We start from the raw sequence: 24,470 nt of genomic DNA, 5'->3' as shown, positions 1-24,470 counted from the left end.
TGACAAGGAGGTGCTCACATGAAATTCAAAGATTTCCCAACTAATGTCCGACTTCGACTCGTCTGTGGATTTTTCATCCGTATCGTCGGCTCGGCCATCTTTCCATTCATGGCTTTATATTTTTCAGAAGAACTCGGCAAAATTGCTGCCGGGATTATCATGACGTCATTCGTCATCGTCGGGTATGTCACCGGATTGTTCGGTGGGTACTTCTCGGACCGCTTCAATCGCAAGCACGTCTTACAGATTGGCCAACTCGTTCAAATCCTCTGCTTCATCGGGATGACAGTCGCGATTCACCCATCGAACAACTGGGCACTCACCGTCGCCATTTTGTATTTCGGTCACGCCGTCGCCAACGGCTTGAACTATCCGGCTCTTGAAGCGATCGTCATCGACTCGATGGAACCATCGAATCGAAAAGCGATTTATGTATATGATTACTGGCTCGTCAATTTAGCGATCGCCGGCGGTGTCATGCTCGGCGGTGCGTTCTATCGCGACTACCGGTTCGGCTTATTCATCGGGATGACGCTCGTGTTGACCATCACGACAATCGTCTTGCAACGTTATCTCGTCGATTCACATCAAGGTAACCGGTCGACGCCGGCCAACCCAATCGTCGGCGTGATTCAAAACTATCGGATCGCCCTCAATGACCGACGCTGGATGCTGTTCGTGCTCGGCAGCATGCTCGTCTTTTCGACAGAGTTCCATATGGCGAACTATATCGGCGTTCATTTGGCCGAATCGTTCCAAGAACGTTCGATTCTCGGTGTGCCGTTTGATGGTGTCCGGATGATGGCGTTCATGCAGCTCGAGAACACATTGCTCGTCGTTGCCATCACGTTCGCCGTCACCGCCTTTGTGAAACGATATCGAGAGAAATACGTATTCTTCATCGGCTTGTCGCTCTATATCACAGCGTACGCCGCCATCACATCGATGAATTCATTCTTGATTCTCGCCGTCTTGGCTGTCGTCTTCACGGTCGGCGAGTTGCTGTACTCGCCAATCCGCCAAGTGAAGCAAGTCGATTTGCTCGACCCGGAGCGTCGCGCATCGTACCTCGCTTTCGGGGGCCTCACGTTCCACGGGGCCAAACTTGTGGCCGCGGCCGGCATCGTCGTCGGGGCGTTCATCGGACCTATATTCATGAGCGGTTACATCTTCTTGTTCGGGGCGCTCGGGGCGTATCTCTATTACGTCTCGCTCTATAAAATGGAACCGGTACGTCAGCTCGCCGCGTGACGTTTGAACGGACGCCAGAACGGAAACAGGCTAGAGTGAAGGAGGCGAATCACATGCCAGCTATTGTCTTGTTCGATGGAGACTGCAACTTTTGTGACGCTAGCATCCAATTTATCTTGAACCGGGACACCCCTGGGAACTTCCACTTTGCCTCGCTCCAAGGCGAGACCGGGAAAATGCTACGTGAACGTCACCGCATCAGCGACTCGGTTGACAGTATCGTCTTGATTCGCGATGGCGTGCCTTATATCAAATCCGACGCGGCCGTCCGGATCGCGGAAGGATTGGACGGAAAGTGGCGTCTGCTCCGGTTCGTAAAAATCGTCCCTCAGCCGCTCCGCGACCTAGGCTATGAGTTCATCGCCAAACATCGTTACGAATGGTTCGGGCAGAAACAGACATGTAAACTGCCGACACCGGAAGAACGAAGCCGGTTTCTCGACCAACAACCAAAACCGCCGACTCGATGAGTCGACGGTTTTTTTAGTCCATACACGTCAAGTACGTCCAGTGGCACTCCGGCATCGGATTGCCCATGAAACTGACACCGAGGTCATCGGCCCGGTGAATCGTCGTCCACGGGGCATCCCCGACCTGAAGATACACTTCATGATGCGGCGATTGTGTGTGACTGCCAGACAGTTTGAACGTGGCGTTATCCTTCAATTGTGCGACAATCGTATATTTGATGTCCGGCGCGATGACGAGCGGATTGCCGACCGAATGTTGCAAGCGATATGCGGTCCGCCCCCGGTCAATCTCGAGATCGTCGATATACACTTGATCGACCGAAGCGACATCTTCTCCTGTCAGTTGATGACGGGCGTTATAGCCGCGCGTCACGCCCGCGTCTTTTTTGATAGAGACGATCGGGATGTCGTGTAGCCCTTCGACTTTCACTTCCGTCCGCGTCCGATAGTCGGTCGCGTGGACGTTATATGGTCGTCCGTCCCCTTCAAAGTAAGGATGAGGCGACAACAAGTTCGGATTTTTAATCATCGGCGGACGAATGAACGTCTGGACGCGAAGCTGAATCTGGTCGACCGTCTCCAAATCGGGACGGAGCGGACTGACGAGAAAATACATGACGAACAGCTCCTTGTCGCGCCGTGTGTCCGTCTTCAGCTCTTTGGCGAGTGACATCACTTTGCCGACAGCGTGAATGAGACTCGTCCCCGGTTTCGCATCTCGCTTCACCGGACGGAGCGCCCGGACTTCATACATCGTCGGTTCGTGCAGCGGCGTATCATCCAGATAGGCGTTCCCGACGACCTCGGCAATCCGTCGTCCCTGTCGATAAATCGCATACGTCTCGACGTCAGGAATCGGATCCCATTGAAGATGAGTGCCGGTCGACGCGACGACGGCCGATGTGAGATGTCGATTCCAGTACAAGTCATCGCTCGGATCGACGGCGGCCGTATACACTTTCGCCACTTCGCCTTGCTCATCCGTAAGTCGATAGGCGACTTGTTCCCCGACGGCCGTCTCATGGTCGACATAGTGCTGGTCGGTCCCTTCGTACACATATTTCCCGTTCCGCGTGAGCCGGACCTTCCCCTCGACCGACCACGTCAGCTCGAGCGCGTCCTTAAGCGGTTTTACTGTGATTAAACCTTCCCCGTTCATCATTGGACTCTCCCCCTTTTGGCATGTCGTTTCTTCATTCCCGTCTCACTGTCACGGAAAACAAAAAAGGCCCCGAGTCTCCTCGAGGCCGCGTCTCATTCGACGACTGCCAAATCTTGAATCATATACAAATCGTAATAGGCTCCGCGGCGGCGCATCAGTTCTTCATGCGTCCCGGTCTCCATAATTTGTCCGTTATCGACGACGACAATCTTATCGGCATCGGTGATGGTCGACAATCGGTGCGCGACGATGAGCGTCGTCCGCCCTTTCGTGAGTCGTGCGAGCGAATCTTGAATCATCGCCTCGCTCTCGAGGTCGAGCGCACTCGTCGCTTCGTCGAGAATGATGATTGGAGGATGCTTCAAGAAGACACGGGCGATGGCGAGCCGTTGTTTCTGACCGCCTGACAGTTTGACACCTTTTTCCCCGACCGGCGTATTGTAACCGTCCGCCAAGTTCGAGATGAACTCATGGGCGTTCGCTGCTTTCGCGGCGGCGATGACATCTTCGTCACTCGCTTCCGGATTCCCCATCCGGATGTTCATCGCGACCGATTCACTGAACAGCACCGAGTCTTGCATGACCATCCCAATCTGATCGCGCAGCGCCCGCAGTTTGAAATCACGGACATCGGTGCCATCGATTTTGATGCTCCCCGACGTGACGTCATAAAACCGTGGAATCAAGCTGACGAGCGTCGACTTGCCGCCACCGGACATGCCGACGAACGCGACCCGCTCCCCGGAGCGGATGTGCAAGTTGACGTCGCGGAGGGCACGCGTCCCATCTTTCTCGTACGCGAAGCTGACGCGATTGAGCTCGATGTCACCTGCCGTTTTCACAGGAACGAACGCACTTGGTTTCTCTTCGATGTCATACGGTTCATCGAGGAACTCGAAGACACGGTCCATCGAAGCGACCGACTGGGTGAGCGTCGTCGCCGAGTTGACGAGACGGCCGAGCGGTGCGTAGAGACGGTCGATATACGCGATGAACGCGACGAGCGTCCCGAGTGAGACGTCCCCTTGCAAGACGAGCCACGAGGCCGTCGTGAAAATCAAAATCGGGGCGATGTCGGTGATCGTCGAGACGACGACGTACGTCTTTGCGTTCCAGCCGGTGTGGCGAAGCGCGGCTTTCAAGAAGCCACCGTTCTGTTCTTCGAACGCCTTGTTCTCATACGGCTCGAGGGCGAAGCTGCGGATGACCGCCATCCCGTTGACACGTTCGGTCAAGTGGCCTTGAAGATCCGCAAGTGCGGCCGACCGTTCCCGCGTGAGCCGGCGCAATCGTCCATAAAAGTAACGGACGGCGATGGCATAGAACGGGAGCGGCAAGACGGCGATGAGCGTCAATTGCGGGTCGATCGTGTACATAATGGCGATGGCAATTAAAATCGTGACCATATCCAGCCAAATGTTCATCAGACCGGTGATGACGAAGTCTTTCGTCTGCTCGACATCGTTGATGATGCGCGAAATAATCTGTCCCGTCTTATTGTTCGAATAATAGCGGAGCGATAACTTTTGGACGTGGTCGAACAATCGGTTCCGGACGTCGAATAAAATCCGCGTCGCCGCCCATTGCGCCAAATATTGGCGCAAATATTCAATCGGCGGCTTCAAGACGAGGAAGACGAAGAAGACGATGCTGAACAACCAGACGAGTTCAGTGTAATCCGCCCCCGGGTCTATGTCCGTCAAATAGTTATCGATAACATATTTATATAGCAGCGGCAAGCCGAGCGGGATCGAGAATTTCAAAATCCCGACGAAGATGGTCAGCGCGATTTGTTTCTTATACGGTTTAACGAACTGTAAATAACGTTTAATACTACCCATTAGTTCCTCCTTCAAGAAAAAAAGCGGAGATGAGCAATCATCTCCGGTAACGTGCTTCGTATTCGCGATACCATTCATCGACGAATGTTGGGTTGAACGGCCCTTTCCGTCCTCGAATCCAGTTAATAAGTTCTTGAACGTTCTGTTTCAAGATTCGATCAATCGCTTTCGGATAATTCATCTCGCGACGATGCCGCTCATATTCATCCTCATCTAAAATCGTGTACGACATATCCGGGAACACCTTGATGTCCAAATCGTAATCGATGTACTTGATGGCACGTTCTGCCCCATCGAACGTTGTCGGCGAACCTAGATTACAGTAGTAGTAAATCCCATCTTCGCGAATCATACAGATGACATTGAACCAAAACTCAGATGAAAAGTAGCAAATTGCCGGCTCACGAGTTCTCCATTGCCGGCCGTCTGACTCACTGACCATGATACGGTCATTGAATCCGATCATATCCGTTTTTGACGACTGAAGGACGAGCGTTTCTTCCCAAACGCGATGCAAAGTTCCGTTGTGCTTGTAGCTCTGTATCTCGATCTTGCTACCTGCTTTGGGAAATAAGCTCATAAGCTCCTCCTTTCCGCTATGATGCTATACAATTCTCATATTTAATTATAGCGACTTTCAGAACCAATGAAAAAGGAAATCTCTTATTTTCACGAATTTAGTGTTTTTTGGAATGCCTCGGCTCGCGCTTTGAACATCGGTCGGAGCACGAAGTACTCGACGAGGATGGTCGGCACGTAACTGTCGAACGTGACCTCATCGACCATGACGGCTTGCCCGTCCACTTGTTCGACGCGGTGGACGTGACTGAAGCGACGGAACGGAAACGGCAACTTCACGCCTTGATCGCAAAAGGCACGGTTCCCCGCCAACGTGATGGCGCTATTCCAAGGCAAAGAGACCGGCCCGACCCCGATGCGGAGCTGAACGACATTCCCTTCGACCGAAGCCCCATCCCCAACGAGCGTCACTTTCGGGAAAGACGTCAGTTTTGATAAAAGCGAAGCGTCTTGAAGCAACGTCCATAATCTGTCCACGGACGTGTCGAACGGTGTTCGTACGTCAAACTGTCTCATCCTCCGCACCTGCCATTTTCTCTAATTTTTGTTGGGCGACCGATACCGTCACCACGTTGCGCGCCTCTTCGTCGAGCCACGTCCATTCGCCGTCCGGCAACGTCTCGACTTCATATAAGTCGATGTACCAGACGATATGAGAAAACACATGTTTCACTTGTCCAATATAGGTTCCGTTTAACTGTTCCCCCGTTCCGCGATCTGTAAGCGGATATTGCCACATTCCAGCGAGCAGACCGGCGTCCGGACGTTTCACGTACGCGGTCCGGCCGTCGCGACGACAGTAGAGCGCATCGTACATCTCAATCCGAGCCGCTCCTTTTTTCGTCTTGACCGGGAGTTCATCTTGCACGTTATGGGTATAAGCATAACAATCATCTTGAACGGGACAGAGCGAACACATCGGGTTTTTCGGTGTGCATACCGTCGCCCCGAGCTCCATGATGCCTTCGTTAAAGTCTGAGGCATGCGCCGGGTCCATCAGTCGGCGCACGACTTGTTCGAACAGTTTTCGTGTCTTCGGGATGGCGATGTCGTCATAAATCCCGAATTGACGAGACATGACGCGCATGACGTTGCCATCAACGGCCGGTTCCGGCTGATTGTAGGCAATCGATAACACCGCCCCGGTCGTATACGGTCCGACGCCTTTCAGTTTTTCGAATCGCTCTTTCTCCTCAGGAACAATCCCGTCGTACACGGCAACGACTTCTCGGACGGCTTGATGAAGGTTACGAACCCGTGAATAATAACCGAGTCCTTCCCAATATTTGACGACCTCATCGGGTTCGGCCGCTGCCAACGTCTCAATCGTCGGGAACCGCTCCATGAAACGGTTATAGTACGGGATGACCGTATCGACGCGCGTCTGTTGGAGCATGACTTCGCTCACCCAGACCCGATATGGATTTTTCCCGTGGCGCCAAGGCAAATCACGCTTTTCACGATTGAACCATGTGACTAAATTTGTGTTAAATTCTTGAATATTATAATTTGTGAACAATTTATCAACATCGAGCATTTTGTTTCCCCTCGTTTTAAAAATATTGTATGATGTAATGGATTAAAATATGCGGTTTTTCTACTTTTATGGAGGTGCTGAAGCACATTGGATACTGCTACTCACATTGGGATGGGACTAGGTTTAAGTGCAATCGCGACACTCAGCCCGGAGGTGTCAGGCGATGCACAAATGTTTCTAGCCATGACAGCGACGGCTCTCGTCGGCTCGCATGCTCCGGACTTTGACACGGTCTTCAAACTAAAAGGAAATAGCACGTATTTACGCCAGCACCGCGGTCGTTCACACGGAATAACCGCATTACTCGCCTGGCCGATTATCGTCAGCGCCGTCATCGGACTCGCGCTTGGCGTCAACCCCGCTTCATTATGGGTCATGGCACAAATCGCCGTGTTGTTACACGTTACGGTCGACTTGTTCAACGCCTACGGGACGCAGGCCCTTCAACCGTTTTCGAAAAAATGGATTGGCTGGGGCGTCATCGGGACGTTTGATCCGTATTTGTTCTCTGCCTACTATGGGGCATATGTATTATGGCTTATCACAGGGGCGACTGTCCCGATTTTTGCATTGCTCATTGCGCTCGTCATCAGCTATTACGCGATTCAATTCAAATTGCGTAACCGCGCCCTCGCAACGGTCGCCCGCCACTTCGCTGGTGCGCACGAACTGTTCATCTCGCCAGGTATCGGTTGGGATGACTGGCATGTCGCCGTTCGATTCCGCAACGGTTTAGGCGCCGTCAAAGTGAAAAAAGGGACGGTCATCGAATGCGGTCGTTTCCGTGACAAGCCGATGCCAGGTGAGGATGACCTTCACTTCGTCGAGGCCCGTAAAAATGCGGATCTTCAATCGTTCCTCGAATTCTCGAAGATTCACACGTATACGGTCACACGTCATAACGGCATGATCGAGTATCGCTTCACGAACTTGCGTTATTTCGCGAAAGATATTTACCCGTTCGTCGCCGTCGTCATCGTCGACGAAGAGTCGAATGAAGTGTTGTCTTCATTCACGGGCTGGGTGTTCAGTGAAGAGAGCCTCCAAAAGAAATTGGCCTACGAACAGTAAAAAGTCGCTCACAGGAGCGACTTTTTTTATGCCTCCGACTCCGTAAACTGGAGCTCGAAATCAAATTTGACTTTTTTATCAACGAGTACGCCGCCCGCTTCGAGCGCCTGGTTCCACGTCAATCCGTAATCTTCCCGGTTGATCGACCCGTCCCCGGTAAAGGCGTGTTTCATGTTGCCCCACGGATCTTTCGCGCTTCCTTCGTACTCGACTTCGAACGTCTCTTCCCGAGTCGTCCCGCGAATCGTCAAATTCCCGGTCAATTCGAATTCACCGCCGCCTTTCGAGCGGAACGATGTCGACTCGAATACGATGTCCTCGTGTTGCTCCACATCGAAGAAGTCGCCAGACCGTAAATGGTTGTCACGATCACTGTTGTTCGTATCGATTGATGCCGCCTTGATGGTCACCTTCACGCTCGCGTTCGAGAGATCGTCCGGTTGCCCGTTCGCCTCGACGTGAAAGTCTTTGAACTCCCCTTTTACTTTCGAAATCATCATATGCTTGACCGTAAAGTTGATGGTGCTGTGCGCTGGATCGACTTGATATGCTTTTGCCATGAATCCGTCCACTCCTTTGATTTAAGAGATTGATACTAATATGATGTTTACCACAAATCTTGACTTCAAAACATTCAAATTAAAATGTGACAAATTATTGTCGAAAAATTTTGACTTTTATCACACCGACCCGTTACGATTAAAAAAGGGAGTTGTTGACTTACAGTAAAATGTAAGCGCATACATAAAACTCTCTATACTTTACGGAAAAGGGAGGAACGACCATGATTTATGAAGTCCCAAACTCGACAGGCACGAAAGTTCACTTTAAAGACCGCTATGAGAATTACATCAACGGGAAGTGGACCGCGCCTGCAGGGGGAGAATATTTTGAGAACACCTCTCCGGTAAATGGTAAAGTTTTATGTGAAGTCGCCCGTTCGACGAAAGAAGATGTCGAGCTCGCCTTGGATTCGGCCCATGCCGCCAAAGACGCGTGGGGCAAAACGTCGGTCACAGAACGCTCCGTCATTTTAAATAAGATTGCCGATCGCATGGAAGCGAACCTCGAGATGCTCGCGTATGCCGAGACATGGGAGAATGGGAAAGCCGTCCGCGAGACGCTCAACGCCGACCTCCCGCTCGCCATCGATCACTTCCGCTATTTCGCGGGTGTCATCCGGTCACAGGAAGGCGGCATCAGTGAACTCGATCAAGATACGGTCGCTTATCACTTCACCGAGCCGCTCGGTGTCGTCGCCCAAATCATCCCATGGAACTTCCCGATTTTGATGGCGGTCTGGAAAGTCGCACCGGCCCTCGCTGCCGGAAACTGTATCGTGTTGAAACCAGCTGAGCAGACACCGGCTTCGATTATGGTGCTCATGGAACTGATTGAAGACCTACTCCCGCCTGGCGTGTTGAATATCGTCAACGGGTTTGGACTCGAGGCCGGCAAACCGCTCGCGTCGAGCGACCGCGTCGATAAAGTCGCCTTCACGGGTGAGACGACGACGGGTCGACTCATCATGCAATACGCCTCACAAAACATCATCCCGGTCACGCTTGAACTGGGTGGGAAGTCACCGAACATCTTCTTCGCGGACATCATGGATGCGGATGATGATTTCTTTGACAAGTCGATTGAAGGACTCGTCATGTTCGCCTTGAACCAAGGCGAAGTGTGCACGTGCCCATCACGCGCGCTCATCCACGAGTCGATTTATGAACCGTTCATGGAACGGGTGCTCGAACGGGTCAAAGCCATCAAGCTCGGCAATCCGCTCGACCCTGACGTCATGATGGGTGCCCAAGCCTCGAATGAGCAGCTGGAAAAAATCTTATCATATTTGGAGATTGGAAAATCAGAAGGCGCAGAATGCCTCATCGGCGGCGAACGCAACATGATGGACGGCGAACTTGCCGACGGCTATTATGTGCAGCCGACCATCTTCAAAGGTCATAACAAGATGCGCATCTTCCAAGAAGAAATCTTCGGACCGGTCCTATCGGTGACGACGTTCAAAGACGACGCCGAGGCGCTCGCCATCGCGAACGACACGCTCTACGGACTCGGGGCCGGCGTCTGGACGCGTGACATGAACCGCGCCTACCGCTTCGGTCGCGAGATTCAAGCCGGTCGTGTCTGGATCAACTGTTATCATCAATATCCGGCCCACGCCGCGTTCGGTGGATACAAGATGTCTGGAATCGGTCGCGAGAACCATAAGATGATGCTAAACCACTATCAACGGACGAAAAACATGCTCGTCAGCTATAGCGAACAAAAGCTCGGGTTCTTCTGAGATGGTGAACCGCGTCGAGGCCACCCCCGCCACGCTCGCGCTCCTCGAACAGCTGAAACGAAAACATGGACCGCTCTTGTTTCACCAGTCGGGCGGTTGTTGTGACGGGAGCTCCCCGATGTGTTTCCCGCAAGACGAGTTCATGATTGGCGATCATGACGTCCTGCTTGGCGAAATCGGCGGTTGTCCGTTCTATATGCACGAGAAGCAATACGATTACTGGAAGCACACACAGCTCATCATCGACGTCGTCGAGGGCCGGGGCGGCATGTTCTCGGTCGAGGGCGTCGAAGGAAAACGGTTTTTAAGCCGTTCCCGCGTGTTCACGGACGAAGAACGGGCCAAGTTGCAACAAAGCTGAATATAGACGACCAGTCCTCTCGAGGGCTGGTCTTTTTTTAGTCAAGGGGCACCTTTTTCTCAAAAACACATTTCCAATTTAACCCAAAAATCACCCTAACAATCGGCTCGATTCGATATAGTAAAGAGAGACACGAAAGGAGGCAGCCTATGTCCGAGCTTCTCACAAGCATGCTTAACGGCATGGCGATTTCATTGGTCAGTCTATTCGGTCCTCTGTTCCTGGTGATGAGCGGCATCTTGTATACGAAGGTCAAGCGTTATAAACGGAGCCGCTATTATGCCCAGACCGGACACAGCTATTTCAAAGTCGTTCAAGACACCGGCTTATACGGTGAATATTTATGTGTCGCCGCCATCGAGGAACGCGTCCCGAATCCCTTCATCTTGACGAATCTATATTTGCCCCATCCAAAGTACCGAGACCGTACGACTGAAATCGATGTGGTGTTCATCAACCAGAGCGGCGTCCACGTGATTGAGTCCAAAAATTATAGCGGCTGGATTTTTGGACATGAACAAGAGCGGCATTGGACCCAATCGATGCCAAATCGAAAGAAGTTTCGCTTTTTCAATCCAATCAAACAAAACGAGTTACATATGAAAGCGATGGAACAGACGCTTGCCGTAGAGCGGAGTCTGCTCCACTCTTGGATCGTCTTCAGCGACCGCTCGACCTTGAAGCGCATCGACGTGGCCGACGTTCCCGTGCTGAACCGCAAGACATGGAAACAACAGATTTCCCTACCTGGCGAGGCCCGATTGACGTTGGCCGAACAGACGGCCATCTACGAGCACTTGCTCCAATTCGCATCAGCGGACGAAGCCGTCAAGAAGGCCCACATCGCCGCCAAGCAACGGGTGACATGATTCCCCGTCCCATTCAAAAAGTCCCGCTCACAGTGAGCAGGACTCCTTTTTATTTACTCTGCATTTTGAAGCGTAAATATAGTTCGTTGTAGTACGCGTTCATGCGCTTTCCTAAGTTCTCATACACTTCGAGCTCATCGGTCACTTCTTTCGTCGGATAGAAGCGTTCGTCTGACGTCACTTCTTCATCTAAGAATTCAAGTGCCGCTTCGTTCGGTGTCGAATAGCCGACATAATCGGTGTTTCGGGCCGCGATTTCCGCGTCAAGCATGAAATCGATGAACTGGTGCGCGCCTTCGACGTTTTTCGATGTGTTCGGAATGACGAGGTTGTCGAACCAGAGATTCGTCCCTTCTTCCGGGATGACGTACGTCAACTCTTCGTTCTCGTACATGATCTCGGAAGCGTCACCTGACCAGACGACGGCCGCGGCCGCTTCGCGATTGGCCATCAGCATCTTGATTTCATCGCCGACGATCGCTTTAATGTTCGGCCAGAGTGTCTCGAGCTTCTTCTCCGCTTCGAGCAGTTCATCTTTGTCCGTCGTGTTGAGCGAGTACCCGAGTGAGTTCAGACCGAAGCCCATCACTTCACGGGTCCCGTCTGCAAGCAAGATGTCATTCTCGAGCGGCATGTCCCATAGGTCGTTCCATGACGTGATGTCGCCGTCGACGAGTTCAGGGTTATACACGATGCCGACCGTCCCCCAGAAGTAAGGGACCGAGTACGTGTTGCCCGGGTCGAACGACTTGTCGAGGAAACGTGGGTCAATGTTATCGAAGTTCTCGAGCTTGTCATAGTCAATCGGCAAGAGCAGGTCTTCTTCAATCATTTTACTGATGGCGTAATCCGACGGGACGGCGATGTCGAACGCCGTACCGCCTTGCTCGATTTTCGTGAGCATCGCCTCGTTCGAGTCAAACGTCTGATAGATGACTTTCAAGCCCGTCTCTTCCTCGAACTCTCCAATCAAGTCTTCATCGATATAGTCGCCCCAGTTGTAGACGACGAGCGTGTTATCGCCGCCGAACCCTTGTGCCATATTGATTTGATACACCCAGAGCAAAAGGCCGAAACTGACGAGGACCGGTACCGTCAACATGATGACCAATTTCTTCATCGTCTTACCTCCTTCGCTTTACCACCGCGTTGGGCGAGCACGTAATACCCAAGGACGAGGATGAGTGTGAACAAGAATAGGATGGCTGACAAGGCGTTAATCTCGAGCGAGATGCCTTGACGGGCCCGTGAGTAGACTTCAACGGCAAGTGTCGTAAAGCCGTTGCCGGTCACGAAGAACGTGACGGCAAAGTCATCGAGTGAATACGTGAGTGCCGTGAAGAACCCGGCAAAGATACCTGGTGTGATATACGGCAAGATGACTTTCGTCAAGACGTCCCACGTGCTTGCCCCGAGGTCACGCGACGCATCGATGAGCGTCGGGCTCATCTCTTGTAGCTTCGGCAACACCAAGATGACGACAATCGGTACCGAGAAGGCGATGTGCGCTAATAGCACCGAATAAAAGCCGAGCTGAATCCCGAGCATCGTGAACAAGATGAGGAACGACGCCCCGATGATGACGTCCGGGCTGACAATCAACACGTTGTTGAGCGACAAGAGCGACGTCTTCGTGAAGCGTTGTCGCGCCGTATAGATGGCGAGCGCCCCGATGACGCCGAGCACGGTCGAAATCGTCGCCGAGAGCAAGGCAATGACAATCGTGTTCAAGACGATGACGAGGAGACGCGTGTCGGTAAAGAGCGACTTGTACCAGTCGAGCGTGAAGCCTTCAAAATTACTCATCGTCCCGCCGCTGTTGAACGAGTAGACGACCAAATAGAGGATCGGTGCATAGAGGATGAAGAACACCGCCATCAAATACAGGTTGGCTAATTTAAATTTTTTCGGTTTCATCGACGCACCGCTCCTTTCGCGCCCCAGTCACGCGTGATGACCATGACGAGGACCATCGCCAAAATTAAGAACACGGCAATCGTCGAGCCCATGCCCCAGTTTTGCGTGACGAGAAATTGTTGTTCAATCGCCGTACCGAGCGTGATGACGCGGTTCCCCGCAATCAGTCGAGTGATCATGAAGAGCGACAACGCCGGGATGAAGACGATTTGAATCCCTGACTTCACACCGTCGAGCGTGAGCGGGAAGATGACCCGGCGGAACGTCGTCCAGTTCGAGGCCCCGAGATCGCGCGACGCATAGACGAGCGACGGCGGCAGTTTCTCGATGGCGTTATAAATCGGCAAAATCATGAACGGGATGAAGATGTACACCGACACGAACACGAAACTGAAGTCCGTGAACAAAATCTGTTGCGTCCCGATGCCGATCGCCTCTAAAAACTGGTTCGTGATGCCGTACGTTCCGAAGATACCTAGAAACGCATAGGCTTTGAGCAATAAGTTGATCCATGATGGCAAGATGATGAGCAAAAGCCAAAGTTGCTTATGCTTCGTCTTCGTCAATAAATAGGCGGTCGGATACCCGATCAAGAGCGAGAAGAACGTGATGAGGAATGCATACCAGAAGGAAGATAACGTCATCGTCAAATACGTCGACGTGAAGAACATCTGATAGTTCTCTAAACTCAAGTTCCCTTCGATATCAAAAAACGAGTAGTAGACGACGAGCAGGAGCGGCGCGATGACGAACAGCGCGATCCATAACCAGTAGGTCGTCAAATAGACCGTCTTCGCGGTTTGACTAGTTTGATTCATGAGCGACCTCCTCATAGGACTCGAGACGACGGTCGAACTCTTCCTCCGTCTCTCCTAAGCGCATGACGTGAATCGCCTCATCATCGAACGTGAGGCCGATTTTCGAACCGACGACCGATTTTTTCGTCGAATGGACGAGCCATTCGTTGCCTTCTTGGTCATAGCAGCAAATCTCATAGTGGACGCCGCGGAACAGTTGCGAGTCGACGTCGACGACAAGTTTCGCCGATTCGACCGACGTCATCTCCAAATCTTCCGGACGGATGATGACTTCGACTTTCTCGTTGCGGTCGAACCCTTGGTCGACACAATCGAACGTCTTCCCAGCGAACGTGACGACGTTGTCCTCTGGCATGACGCCTGGGACGATATTCGATTCCCCGATGAAATCGGCGACGAAGCGGTTGATTGGCTCGTCGTAAATATCGGTCGGTGTCCCGCTCTGGACGATCTTCCCGTTGTTCATGACGAAAATCTCATCTGACATCGCGAGCGCTTCTTCTTGGTCGTGCGTGACGAAGATGAACGTGATGCCGAGACGCTGTTGCAATTCACGAAGCTCATATTGCATCTCGGTCCGGAGTTTCAAATCGAGCGCCGAGAGCGGTTCATCGAGCAAGATGACTTCCGGTTCGTTGACGATGGCACGGGCGATGGCGACACGTTGGCGCTGACCGCCTGACATCTCATCGATTTCACGTGACTCGTACCCTTTCAAGTTGACGAATTTGAGCGCCTGTTCGACTTTCGTCTTCACGTCCGCTTCTTTCATCTTCTTGATTCGCAGACCGAACGCCACGTTCTCGAACACGTTCAAGTGCGGGAAGAGCGCATAGTCTTGGAACACGGTGTTCACTTGACGTTTGTTCGCTGGGACGTCGTTGATGCGTTTCCCGTTGAACTCGATATCGCCCGCAGATGCGTCCGTGAAACCGGCAATCAAACGTAAAATCGTCGTCTTCCCACATCCAGACGGCCCGAGCAACGTATAGAACTTCCCTTTCTCAATCTCGAAGCTGATGTTTTCTAAGACGACGGTGTCATCGTAACGCTTCGACACGTTGTCAAAGCGAATAATCGTTTCTAGGTTCATTTCAGTTCCTCCCTTATAAATATGAATGGGTCGCGACGATTAAACATTCACTCTCGCCATCATAATCGTTGACGAGTTGATGGGAATCGGAGGCGACATAATATAACGTTTCTCCGGCTTTGGCGAAGTACGTGTGATGGCCTAGCTTGAGGGCGATCCGACCTGACAGGACGTAGACGAACGTCTCGGAACGGGAAGGCTCGTAACGCTTGAATTCCCCATGTTTGGAGAACGTCAGCAAAATCGGCTCCATCTCTTTTTCGTTCGATTCCGGGATGAGCCATTCGGTCCTGTATTTCCGATCCTCATCGTTATACACGGTCCGGTCGTCTGCGGTATAGCTCACTTTTTGAAACATCTCTTCATCGAAGAACTCTTTCGGCGAGCAACCGAGCACTTCCAACAAGTCGAATAGCGTCTCAAGCGAAGGTGAACTCAAATCACGCTCGATTTGAGAGATATAGCCTTTACTCAAATCCGTGCGCTCGGCCAACTCTTCTTGCGTCAACCCTTTCTTGACGCGGAGCCGCTTGATTTTTTGACCGACTTCCAAGTCACAATCCCCCCTTTCGGCTTTGAATCAAGTTTAGTGAAAGATGATTTCAACTAAAGAAAGTTTATAAATACTTAACTACAAAGCAAACTAATAGCGACCTTTATTATAACGGATTGAGGGTCGTTTGCAAGTAAAAAAACCACGCCGATTGCGGCGTGGTTTTAATGGATGTCGCGCTGGGACATCAAATGTTTGAACTTCTCATTTTTCGTTTGGAACAGATGGAGCTGGGGTCCGTATGCATCGATCTGTTGAACGACGTATTGGAATGATTTTGCTTCCCCAGGATACGGTTCGCCGGCACGGGCGAGCGTCGTCTCAAAATCCTCCCACAGCACTTCGACCCACGTCAACGCCTCGAGCTCGCTCAAGACATCGTTCTTCTGTTTCAAGATTTCGGCCAAACGCTCGTATTGTTCGGTCCGGTTCATGCTTTCACCTCCGACAGCTCCGAGAGCGGAATCGCGTGTTCAGCCGTCTCGCCTTCGAACGTCCCCCAGCCCATGACGCCGTTCACGAATTTCAAACGGAACGGGCGCTCGTTATAGTTGACGATATACGTCGTTCCCGGCTTGAACGATTTCGGGTCAATCAAATAGCTCTCGGCAATCGCGATCCGTCGCAAGACGACCTCGATTTCACTGACCATGCCCATCTGTTCAGCTTTCCGCTTCCGTTCGTGGAGCGCTCGAATCTCTTGTTCAAGCTCATATTTCGATAAATCACTCAATCGTTTTTCCATTTCGCTCACCTCTCTTGTAGCGTATCAGATTTTTCGTGGAAAAGAAAAAGGCGAAACTGAAACGATGTTCAGTTCGCCTTGAAGTTGTAGAGCGGTTTGATGATTTGATTGATGGTGACGGCCGGCTCGATATAACGGACAATCTCTTTCATCGACTTATAGACGAACGGTGATTCATCGATTGTCGACGGTCGGACAGAAGTTGACCAGACATCTGCCATCGACTTTTTAAATTCGTTGAAGTCGACGCGTTTTCGCGCGGCCGAGCGTGACATGACGCGACCGGCACCGTGTGGTCCTGAGAAGTTCCAGTCCGGGTTCCCCTTGCCGGTACAGATGAGCGAGCCGTCGCGCATGTTCATCGGAATGATGACCCGCTCTCCGTCCCGCGCCGAGATGGCCCCTTTTCGAAGCATCATCGCGTCGTGGTCGATGTAATTGTGGACCGTATCGAATTGATCGACGACGTTCCAATTCATCGCCTCGACGATGACGTCGGTCATGGCAAGACGGTTGGCGGCCGCATATTGCTGGGCGATACGCACGTCGTGCATATAATCTTCCATCGCTTCCCCTTCGACGTAGGCGAGGTCGCGGACATGTTTCCGTGCCTCGCGCTCCGTCTCAAGATAGGCCGCGATATCCCGCTCTCGTCCCGTTGCCTTCATCCGTTCAATCTCGTCTCGAATGTCAGCCGTCTTCATCATGTGCTCGACCGCCAACTGTTGATAATGGTCGGCGATTTGGACACCGAGGTGGCGCGAACCGGAATGGATGACGAGAAACGTGCGTCCAGCTTCGTCGCGGTTCACTTCGATGAAGTGATTGCCCGAGCCGAGCGTGCCGACCGAGCGCAGGGCCCGGTCCAGTTTATAGGGCGCCCGCACGTCCTCGAGCGGAAGTTCTGAGGCGTACGGGTGTGCCGCATCCCGGATGTTCATCCCGCTCGGTACATATTGACGGATGACGTCGTCGAGCCGTTGAAAGTCGATGCGCTTCACCTTGATTTCCGTACAGAGCATGCCGCACCCGAGGTCGACACCGACGAGATTCGGCACGACCTTGTCGTGAATCGTCATCGTCGTCCCGACGACCGACCCTTTGCCGGCATGCATGTCCGGCATGATTCGAATCGAGGCACCTTGCGTGAACGGTTGGTCGACGAGCGTCTGGATTTGGGCCCGCGTCATATCGTCAATCCGTTCATTGAATACTTTGGCCCGGTTATGCTTTCCGATAATCTCCATAAGACCTCCTCAACTGATGGCTTGTTGTTTACTTTGCAGCTCATGCATCCGGGCGTAGACGCCGCCTGCGGCGATAAGCGACTGATGGTTGCCCCGCTCGATGATGTGACCGTGGTCGAGGACGAGGATTTGGTCCGCTTCCCGAATCGTCGAGAGACGGTGCGCGATGACGAACGTCGTCCGGCCGTACGTGAGCGTCTTGAGCGCTTCTTGGATGAGCGCTTCCGTCTCTGAATCGACGCTCGCCGTCGCTTCGTCTAAGACGAGGATGGCCGGGTCGAAAACGAGGGCACGGGCGAAGCTGATCAACTGGCGCTCTCCGCTCGAGAGTGATGCGCCGCGTTCGATGACCGGCTCGTCTAGCCCGTGTGGCAACTGTTTAACGAAACGATCGGCTCCGACCGCCGTCAATGCGCGCCATACGCGGTCGTCCGAGATCGTCTCGTCGCCAAGCGTCACGTTCGTCCGAATCGATCCCGTGAACAAGAACGGGTCTTGAAGCACGATACCGAGATGGGCCCGGACCGCTTGGGTCGGTAATTTCGTCACGTCCATGCCGTCAATGTTGAGCGTTCCTTCTGACGGGTCATAGAAGCGCATGAGCAAGTTCATAATCGAACTCTTGCCGCTACCGGTATGTCCGACGAGCGCCACCGTCTCACCTGGCGCCGCATGGATATCGATGTGTTGGAGCACCGGCTTCCCGGCTTCATAGCTGAACGACACGTCGTCGAACACGACCTCACCTTTAAAGCGTGCGATGCGTTCCGCCGACACGTTTTCCCCTTTCTCGTCAAGCAACTGGAACATCCGGTCTGCCGAGACGAGCGCCTGTTGGAGCGGAGACAACTGGTTCATGATTTGCGTCACCGGCTCGAAAATTCGTGACACGTAATCGATATAGGCGTACAAAATCCCGAGCGTCAGCACGCTGCCCGTGCCGAGCGTCTGCGCACCGACGACCCAAATGAGTAAGGCAAGTGCCATGTTGCGGAAGAAGTTGACCAAGTTGTGCGACATGAGCGCATCCAATTTGAGCAGCTTCCGTCTTGTTTGGAAGTTGTCGCTGTTTTTCTCGTTGAATTCGTCATAGACGAGATCTTCTTTGACATACGACTGAATGATCGGCATCGTTTGGATGCTCTCATTCAATTGGGCGTTCATATCGGCGACGAGGGCACGGACACGGAAGTTGTTTCGGGTCGACAAGCGTTGGAACAATTTAATCCAAACGATGACGACCGGAATGATGATGAGCGAGACGAGACCGAGGCGCACGTCCAAGAAGAACATGGCAATCAAGACTCCAATCATCATGACGACGCTTTGGAAGACGCGTGCGAGCACGCCCAAATATAGGTCGCGAATCGTCTCGGTGTCGTTCGTGACCCGGCTGACGATTTTCCCAATCGGCGTCTGGTCAAAGTAGCGAACCGGAATCGTCTGCAAATGCCGCATGACGTCGAGCCGCATCGTCTTGACGATATTATGGGCCGAACGTTGGAGAAGCATCTGTTGCCCCCAGTTCAACCCTGCCGCGATAAGAAGCAAGACGACATACAAACCAGATAGCAACAGTACGGCCCGTAAATCTGTCTCGTAAAAACGGAACACGTCGGTCGATGAGAGCGGCGCGATGTTGTCATACGTCGCCGTCTCTTCGCTTCGTGTGATGGTGAGGACACCATCTTCGACCTCACGGACGCCACCGCTCATGACGGCGTCAGGGACGAGATAGTAGCCGTCGGTCGTCTGCACGATGGAGACGGGACGGACGACCGTCTCGCCGTCAAGCCTCGTCTCTTTTTCATAGGCGTTGCCGTCAAAAGCGACACTTCCGCCTGACTCGACTTGTACCCAATCCCGCTCGATGGCGACGATGTGGTCGTCGATGATGATTTTGGCGATATACGGTCCGGCCAGTTCAGCGCCGACCGCTAAAAACAGTAACGTCAATCCGAGGAAAATCGAACGTCTCACTTGTTTGGCATAGCCAATGAGTGAACGGATCGTTTTTTTCCTGCGGACTGGATCTAATTCATATTGATCGATCATGAGAGATTCCCCCTTTCCCGGATTACTCCGACTCTCCTTGTCGAACGTATTGTTCATAATACCAACCGTGTCGTTCCATCAGTTGGTCATGCGTGCCCCGCTCCGTCACACGACCGTCTTGTAACACAAGAATCTGGTCGGCGTGAGCGACAGCGGACAGGCGGTGCGCGACGATAAACGTCGTCTGTTCAGCCCGGCTCGTCCGGACCGAGTCGATGATGCGCGCTTCCGTCTTGGCGTCGACCGCTGAAAGCGAATCGTCGAGCAAGAGGATCTCTGGATTTTTCAAGAGGGCGCGGGCAATCGAGAGCCGTTGTTTCTGACCGCCCGAGAGCATAACCCCTTGTTCCCCGACGACCGTGTCGAGACCGTTCTCCAAATGTTCGATATCAGTGTCGAACGCCGCGAGCCGGATGGCCGTCTCGAGGTCTTGTTCCGTCGCTTCGTTTGAGCCGAACAAGATGTTGTCGCGGACCGTCTTCGAGAACAGTAAATGTTCCTGCGAGACGTAACCGCTCCAACCGCGGACCGTCTCGAGTTTGATGTCGTGAATTGGGACACCATTGACGAGTAACGAGTCGTCAATCGGATACTCCCGGAGCAATTGACGCAACAGCGTCGTCTTGCCGGCCCCGGTCGGTCCGACCACCCCAATCGTCTCGCCACGCGACACGTGCAAGACGATGTCTTCGAGTGAGGCACGAGTTGCTCCTGGATATTGGAACGACAAGGATTTGAACGTGATTTTCTCCGGGACGTCGACTTCGACCGTGCCGGTCGAGACCACGTCCGGTGTCTCGTTCATCGTCGCTTCGATTCGTTCGAGGCTAGCCGTTCCCCGTTGCACGACGTTAATCAGTTCTCCGAACGCGTACATCGGCCAAATGAGCATCCCAAGATAGATGTTAAACGAGACGAGCTGACCGAGCGTGATATCGTTCGTGAACACGAGATACGTGCCGAACGACAACCCGATCAAATAACTCAAGCCGACGAGCAGTTTAATGACCGGTTCAAACAAGACGTCGATTTTGGCGACGTGCATGTTTTTGGCCATGACGTCGTCGGTGATCGTATCGAACTTTTTCGTGTCCGCATCTTCTTGAACAAACGAGCGGACGACCCGAAGGCCTGAAATCGATTCGACGACTTGGTCGTTCATCACGCCAAACGCATCCTGCGCCGCTGTGAAGCGGGCATGGATTTGGCGGCCAAGCTTATTCATTGACCAGGCGAGGAGCGGCATCGGCAGGAGTGCCGCGAGCGTCAACTTCCAATCGATGAACACGCCCATGATGGTGAGAGCGATGAGCGTCATATTGAACGAGTCGACGAGCGTCATCACACCGAACCCGGCCGTCCGTTCGACCGCTTTCAAATCGTTCGTCGCGAGCGCCATCAAATCTCCGGTGCGGTGCTGTTGATAGAAGCGCGGTGTTTGCCGGAGCAAGTGGCCAAAGAAACGGGCCCGTAATTTTTTCTCGAGCAGGAATGCTGTCCCAAACAGGCGGGCAATCCATACATACGAGAGGACGTACGATAAAACCATGATGCTGAGCAGTGACCCGACGATGAGGACGAGTCGTTCTGTCGTCAAGCTGCCTTCGCGGATCGCATCAATCGCCTGCCCGATAATCCACGGCGGGAGCATATCGACGATCCCAGTGATAATCAACAAGATGATGGCGAAAATATACGTCCGCTTCTGTCTTTTAATAAACCAATCCAATTGTTTAATCAGTTTCATGACTGATTCCCCCTTTCGTCCTTTCCGTGCACGCAAAAAAAGCGCACGTCACCTGATTGTGCAACCAATCGGATGAAGTACGCTTCTGAGTCTTCAGTCTTTTGCATGGTCAGGGAAAGGACACTACCCCTATCCAGCTGCCAAATTACGCAGTCAAATACGAGTAGCCATATGATGTTGTGTGTGTGCGTTGTAGTGTTGGGATGTACTTCATCATGCTGGCTCCTCTCTGTTCATAGTTTGAAAATCTACTAAAACCTTAGCAGACTGTTCAGAAAATTGTCAATATTATTGTCGTAAATATTTTGTAACTTTTTACAAGAAGAATGTGGCGAGCATCAAACCGACAAGCCCGGTCGCTGTCACGTAATAAATCATCGGCATGAGCGTATAGCGGATGATTGTCCCTTCTTTTCCGAGTAGACCTGCCACCGAGGCGACCGCGACGACGTTCAAGACGCAAATCATGTTACCGGCGTTCGCGCCCGCCATCTGCATTGACAGGGCGAGCGTCTGGTTCAAGTCGACCGATTCGGCGACATTCGTCGTTAAACTCGAGAACATCATATTCGAGAATGTGGCTGACCCGGAAACGAACGCCCCGAGCGCCCCGATCCACGGTGCGACGAGCGGCCAGACACCACCGAACGTGTCGGCCGCGGCTGTTGCGAGTTCGACCGGCATCGATGCAAGACCTGCCCCTCCGTTTTCCGAGTGAATGAAAATCCGAACCATCGGCACCGAAGCGGCGAGCGTGATGGCCGTCCCGACGACACCGAGCGTCGTCGCTTTGAACACCGAGGTCACTTGCGACCAACTCATGTTGTGGAGGAAGAACGTCGCAATCATCGTCAAGATGAACATGAACCCTGGTGAGTAGAACGGTTCCCACGATGTCGAAATGCCTTCGACGCTCAAAATGTTCGGCAAATCGATGCGAACGCTGCGCGTCAATTCGTTCAAAAACGGTACGGTCCGCGTCAATACGAGGAAAATCGTTAAAATCAAGTAAGGCGCCCACGCTTTCCATTGCGGAAGCTCGCGTTTGCCTTTGCCGACCGACGACTTCTCGATTGGTTGATCGATTTCATCGGCATAACCGTCGAACGTCCATAACCGTTTCGGCATAAGGATGCCTTTGCGTGCCATCGTGACGAGAATGACGAGACCCGTCAATCCTCCGAGCATACCTCCGAACTCAAACCCGAGGATGAGCGTCCAGATGTAGGCAGGGATGCTGTAGATGAGCGCTGCGATGATGGCGATCGGGAACACTTCAAGCGCCGGTTTAATCGATTTCTCTTTACTGAAGAATCGCGTTAGCATCAAGATTAAAATGAATGGGATAAAAAGACCGACGAACATATCGATGAGCACCGTCTGCAAGACGACGGTTGTCAAAAACTCAATCGTCTCGGGTTGGTTGACGTCGAGCGACAGTCCGTTCCCGATTCCGATCAAGGCCGGTGTCCCGACCGCACCGAACGTGACAGCCGATACGTCGGCTGATAAGGCGATGACAACGGCAGCGATTGGCGGGAAGCCGAGTGCGATTAAAAGAGGTGCCGCGACCGTGGCCGGTGTCCCAAAACCGGATGCGCCTTCGATGAATGAGACGAACAACCAACCGACGATGAGCACTTGAATCCGGGGATCAGGCGTAATGTTGATGAAGCCGGAACGGATGGCGTTCATGCCGCCACCCTCTTTCATCGTATTCATCATTCCGATCGCCCCATAGACGATCCAGACGGTCGTAACGGCGATGACAAGACCTTGTAGCGTCGCCGCCATGATTCGCGTCGCGTCGAGCTGCCAGACGAAGAACGCAAGTCCAGCCGTTAAGATGAGAGATAGTGGCATCGCAACCGATGCCGGTAAACGCATAATGACCAATAAGATGAGCACTGCCACAATCGGCATGAGTGCTGTAATCCATTCAAAAATCGTCAATGTAGACCCACCTTTTCAGATTTTTCCCCTTACCGTAAATGCATCTCCCATTATGACTCTTGTTCAGCGAGCCGCTCTAACGCCCGGTCAATCACCTCATACGGAAAACCTTTGCGACGAAGCTGCATCTTCATCCGCTGTTTCCGCTCATATGGGGCATACCCGCTAAACTTCCGATTCAGTTTTTCAGCCTGGGTCAGACAAGCTGAAAGTTCAACGTCCTCATCCTCGTTCTCCCAAAACGTGAGAATCGCCTCTGAAATAATATCAAACGAAAATCCCCTTTGCATCAGGGTTTGTTGAATTCTTTGTTGCACTTCTGTGGCGGAACGGCGATTTGTTTCCATTTGTTTCCGATTTACAAACTTTCCGGCCTTTTCGAGCTGATCTTCGTGCGAGATGGCGGCGATGACGTCTTCGATAATGTCTGGAGCGATTCGAAGCTGAGCGAGTTCTCGTTTGATTTTCACAGGTCCACTCGGGCTCGTATTGAACTTCGTCTGAGTGTACGCTTTGGCAAACTCGGCATCGTTCAAATAACGCTGTTCAATCAAGCGTTCGATGACGCGTTTAATGGCTGACTCGTCTATCTCTTTCTTCACGAGATAGTCACGTACCTCTGAAACGGCACGCATTCGATACGATAAATAGTTGACGGCCGCTTTGTACGCTTTCTGTTCTTCTTCCGCTTGAAGGACGTCCCGGACAAAATCGTCTTCGAGCTCCATCCCTTTCGTCAATCCGTATTTGATGAAGACGTCGAGGTCGATGGCGAACGCGAACTCCTCACGTCCATCTTTTTCAACAAAGACGTTCAACCGGTCTTGATTTTTCTTTTGGGTCGTAAACTTTGCGATTTTCACAAAATCCCTCCATTTCCTGCTTCTAACATATCA

The 24,470-nt window shown here is 52.5% G+C and carries 24 protein-coding genes; 6 read left to right on the top strand and 18 right to left on the bottom strand.

Annotated elements, in window-relative coordinates:
- The first annotated feature begins 18 nt into the window (after window positions 1-18).
- Together KNO58_RS12005 and KNO58_RS12000 are read left to right on the top strand one after the other, a co-directional pair.
- Complete coding sequence (locus tag KNO58_RS12005) at window positions 19-1,251, top strand: MFS transporter (RefSeq protein WP_214754171.1); 1,233 nt, start codon at window positions 19-21, stop codon at window positions 1,249-1,251.
- Between the two features lie 53 nt (window positions 1,252-1,304).
- A complete protein-coding gene (locus KNO58_RS12000; protein WP_214754169.1) occupies window positions 1,305-1,721 on the top strand; it encodes a thiol-disulfide oxidoreductase DCC family protein in 417 nt (138 codons plus the stop codon).
- A 13-nt stretch (window positions 1,722-1,734) separates the two neighbouring features.
- Here the strand turns inward: KNO58_RS12000 and KNO58_RS11995 are convergent, their stop codons facing one another.
- The 5 genes from KNO58_RS11995 to mutY form a co-directional block, all read right to left on the bottom strand.
- The gene (locus tag KNO58_RS11995; protein ID WP_214754167.1) at window positions 1,735-2,883 is read right to left on the bottom strand and encodes a DUF3238 domain-containing protein; all 1,149 of its coding nucleotides are present in this window, start codon (window positions 2,881-2,883) and stop codon (window positions 1,735-1,737) included.
- Window positions 2,884-2,975: 92 nt separating this feature from the next.
- Window positions 2,976-4,724 carry an ABC transporter ATP-binding protein gene (locus tag KNO58_RS11990; RefSeq protein ID WP_214754165.1) on the bottom strand — a complete coding sequence of 583 codons (1,749 nt, stop codon included), beginning with the start codon at window positions 4,722-4,724 and terminating at the stop codon, window positions 2,976-2,978.
- 37 nt (window positions 4,725-4,761) lie between these two features.
- Window positions 4,762-5,304 carry a nucleoside tri-diphosphate phosphatase gene (gene ntdP / locus KNO58_RS11985; protein ID WP_021067741.1) on the bottom strand — a complete coding sequence of 181 codons (543 nt, stop codon included), beginning with the start codon at window positions 5,302-5,304 and terminating at the stop codon, window positions 4,762-4,764.
- 89 nt (window positions 5,305-5,393) lie between these two features.
- Complete coding sequence (locus tag KNO58_RS11980; protein ID WP_214754163.1) at window positions 5,394-5,819, bottom strand: SRPBCC family protein; 426 nt, start codon at window positions 5,817-5,819, stop codon at window positions 5,394-5,396.
- The gene (mutY, locus tag KNO58_RS11975; RefSeq protein WP_214754161.1) at window positions 5,806-6,840 is read right to left on the bottom strand and encodes an A/G-specific adenine glycosylase; all 1,035 of its coding nucleotides are present in this window, start codon (window positions 6,838-6,840) and stop codon (window positions 5,806-5,808) included. The genes KNO58_RS11980 and mutY overlap by 14 nt, the downstream gene beginning before the upstream one ends.
- Before the next feature lie 87 nt (window positions 6,841-6,927).
- On the opposite strand from mutY, the gene KNO58_RS11970 reads away from it, so the two are divergent.
- Window positions 6,928-7,911 carry a metal-dependent hydrolase gene (locus tag KNO58_RS11970; protein ID WP_214754159.1) on the top strand — a complete coding sequence of 328 codons (984 nt, stop codon included), beginning with the start codon at window positions 6,928-6,930 and terminating at the stop codon, window positions 7,909-7,911.
- 26 nt (window positions 7,912-7,937) lie between these two features.
- Here the strand turns inward: KNO58_RS11970 and KNO58_RS11965 are convergent, their stop codons facing one another.
- Window positions 7,938-8,471, bottom strand: coding sequence for a YceI family protein (locus KNO58_RS11965; RefSeq protein WP_214754157.1), 534 nt, complete (start codon window positions 8,469-8,471; stop codon window positions 7,938-7,940).
- Window positions 8,472-8,695: 224 nt separating this feature from the next.
- Here KNO58_RS11965 and exaC point away from each other — a divergent pair, with 224 nt between their 5' ends.
- The 3 genes from exaC to KNO58_RS11950 all read left to right on the top strand — a co-directional run bounded on the left by exaC (window position 8,696) and on the right by KNO58_RS11950 (window position 11,446).
- Window positions 8,696-10,216 carry an acetaldehyde dehydrogenase ExaC gene (gene exaC, locus KNO58_RS11960; RefSeq protein ID WP_214754155.1) on the top strand — a complete coding sequence of 507 codons (1,521 nt, stop codon included), beginning with the start codon at window positions 8,696-8,698 and terminating at the stop codon, window positions 10,214-10,216.
- 1 nt (window position 10,217) lies between these two features.
- A complete protein-coding gene (locus KNO58_RS11955) occupies window positions 10,218-10,577 on the top strand; it encodes a DUF779 domain-containing protein (protein ID WP_214754153.1) in 360 nt (119 codons plus the stop codon).
- A gap of 149 nt (window positions 10,578-10,726) precedes the next feature.
- The gene (locus KNO58_RS11950) at window positions 10,727-11,446 is read left to right on the top strand and encodes a nuclease-related domain-containing protein (RefSeq protein ID WP_214754151.1); all 720 of its coding nucleotides are present in this window, start codon (window positions 10,727-10,729) and stop codon (window positions 11,444-11,446) included.
- Between the two features lie 49 nt (window positions 11,447-11,495).
- On the opposite strand, the gene KNO58_RS11945 is transcribed toward KNO58_RS11950, so the two are convergent.
- The 12 genes from KNO58_RS11945 to recX form a co-directional block, all read right to left on the bottom strand.
- On the bottom strand, window positions 11,496-12,566 hold the full coding sequence (locus KNO58_RS11945; RefSeq protein WP_214754149.1) for an ABC transporter substrate-binding protein: 1,071 nt from the start codon (window positions 12,564-12,566) through the stop codon (window positions 11,496-11,498).
- Entirely contained in the window at window positions 12,563-13,363 is an 801-nt protein-coding gene (locus tag KNO58_RS11940) for an ABC transporter permease (RefSeq protein WP_021067750.1), read from the bottom strand. The genes KNO58_RS11945 and KNO58_RS11940 overlap by 4 nt, the downstream gene beginning before the upstream one ends.
- Complete coding sequence (locus tag KNO58_RS11935; RefSeq protein ID WP_034780994.1) at window positions 13,360-14,181, bottom strand: ABC transporter permease; 822 nt, start codon at window positions 14,179-14,181, stop codon at window positions 13,360-13,362. Before KNO58_RS11935 ends, KNO58_RS11940 begins: the two co-directional genes overlap by 4 nt.
- Window positions 14,168-15,274: an ABC transporter ATP-binding protein gene (locus KNO58_RS11930; protein ID WP_214754147.1), complete on the bottom strand. Its 1,107-nt coding sequence runs from the start codon at window positions 15,272-15,274 to the stop codon at window positions 14,168-14,170. Before KNO58_RS11930 ends, KNO58_RS11935 begins: the two co-directional genes overlap by 14 nt.
- A gap of 13 nt (window positions 15,275-15,287) precedes the next feature.
- On the bottom strand, window positions 15,288-15,827 hold the full coding sequence (locus KNO58_RS11925; protein WP_214754145.1) for a helix-turn-helix domain-containing protein: 540 nt from the start codon (window positions 15,825-15,827) through the stop codon (window positions 15,288-15,290).
- A gap of 164 nt (window positions 15,828-15,991) precedes the next feature.
- Complete coding sequence (locus tag KNO58_RS11920; protein ID WP_214754143.1) at window positions 15,992-16,261, bottom strand: YfhJ family protein; 270 nt, start codon at window positions 16,259-16,261, stop codon at window positions 15,992-15,994.
- Window positions 16,258-16,572: a YfhH family protein gene (locus KNO58_RS11915; RefSeq protein ID WP_214754141.1), complete on the bottom strand. Its 315-nt coding sequence runs from the start codon at window positions 16,570-16,572 to the stop codon at window positions 16,258-16,260. Before KNO58_RS11915 ends, KNO58_RS11920 begins: the two co-directional genes overlap by 4 nt.
- Before the next feature lie 68 nt (window positions 16,573-16,640).
- Entirely contained in the window at window positions 16,641-17,819 is a 1,179-nt protein-coding gene (locus KNO58_RS11910; RefSeq protein ID WP_214754139.1) for an RtcB family protein, read from the bottom strand.
- A gap of 9 nt (window positions 17,820-17,828) precedes the next feature.
- The gene (locus KNO58_RS11905; protein WP_214754137.1) at window positions 17,829-19,874 is read right to left on the bottom strand and encodes an ABC transporter ATP-binding protein; all 2,046 of its coding nucleotides are present in this window, start codon (window positions 19,872-19,874) and stop codon (window positions 17,829-17,831) included.
- Window positions 19,875-19,896: 22 nt separating this feature from the next.
- Window positions 19,897-21,621, bottom strand: coding sequence for an ABC transporter ATP-binding protein (locus tag KNO58_RS11900; RefSeq protein ID WP_214754135.1), 1,725 nt, complete (start codon window positions 21,619-21,621; stop codon window positions 19,897-19,899).
- Window positions 21,622-21,936: 315 nt separating this feature from the next.
- Window positions 21,937-23,574 (bottom strand): L-lactate permease, encoded by a 1,638-nt coding sequence (locus KNO58_RS11895; protein WP_214754133.1) that lies wholly within the window; start codon window positions 23,572-23,574, stop codon window positions 21,937-21,939.
- Window positions 23,575-23,624: 50 nt separating this feature from the next.
- Window positions 23,625-24,437: a recombination regulator RecX gene (gene recX / locus KNO58_RS11890; RefSeq protein ID WP_214754131.1), complete on the bottom strand. Its 813-nt coding sequence runs from the start codon at window positions 24,435-24,437 to the stop codon at window positions 23,625-23,627.
- Between the last annotated feature and the right edge of the window lie 33 nt (window positions 24,438-24,470).

The sequence above is a fragment of the Exiguobacterium sp. J17977 genome, assembly GCF_018616375.1.
Classification (GTDB): domain Bacteria; phylum Bacillota; class Bacilli; order Exiguobacteriales; family Exiguobacteriaceae; genus Exiguobacterium; species Exiguobacterium mexicanum.
This window is presented reverse-complemented; position numbering and strand designations above follow the sequence as displayed.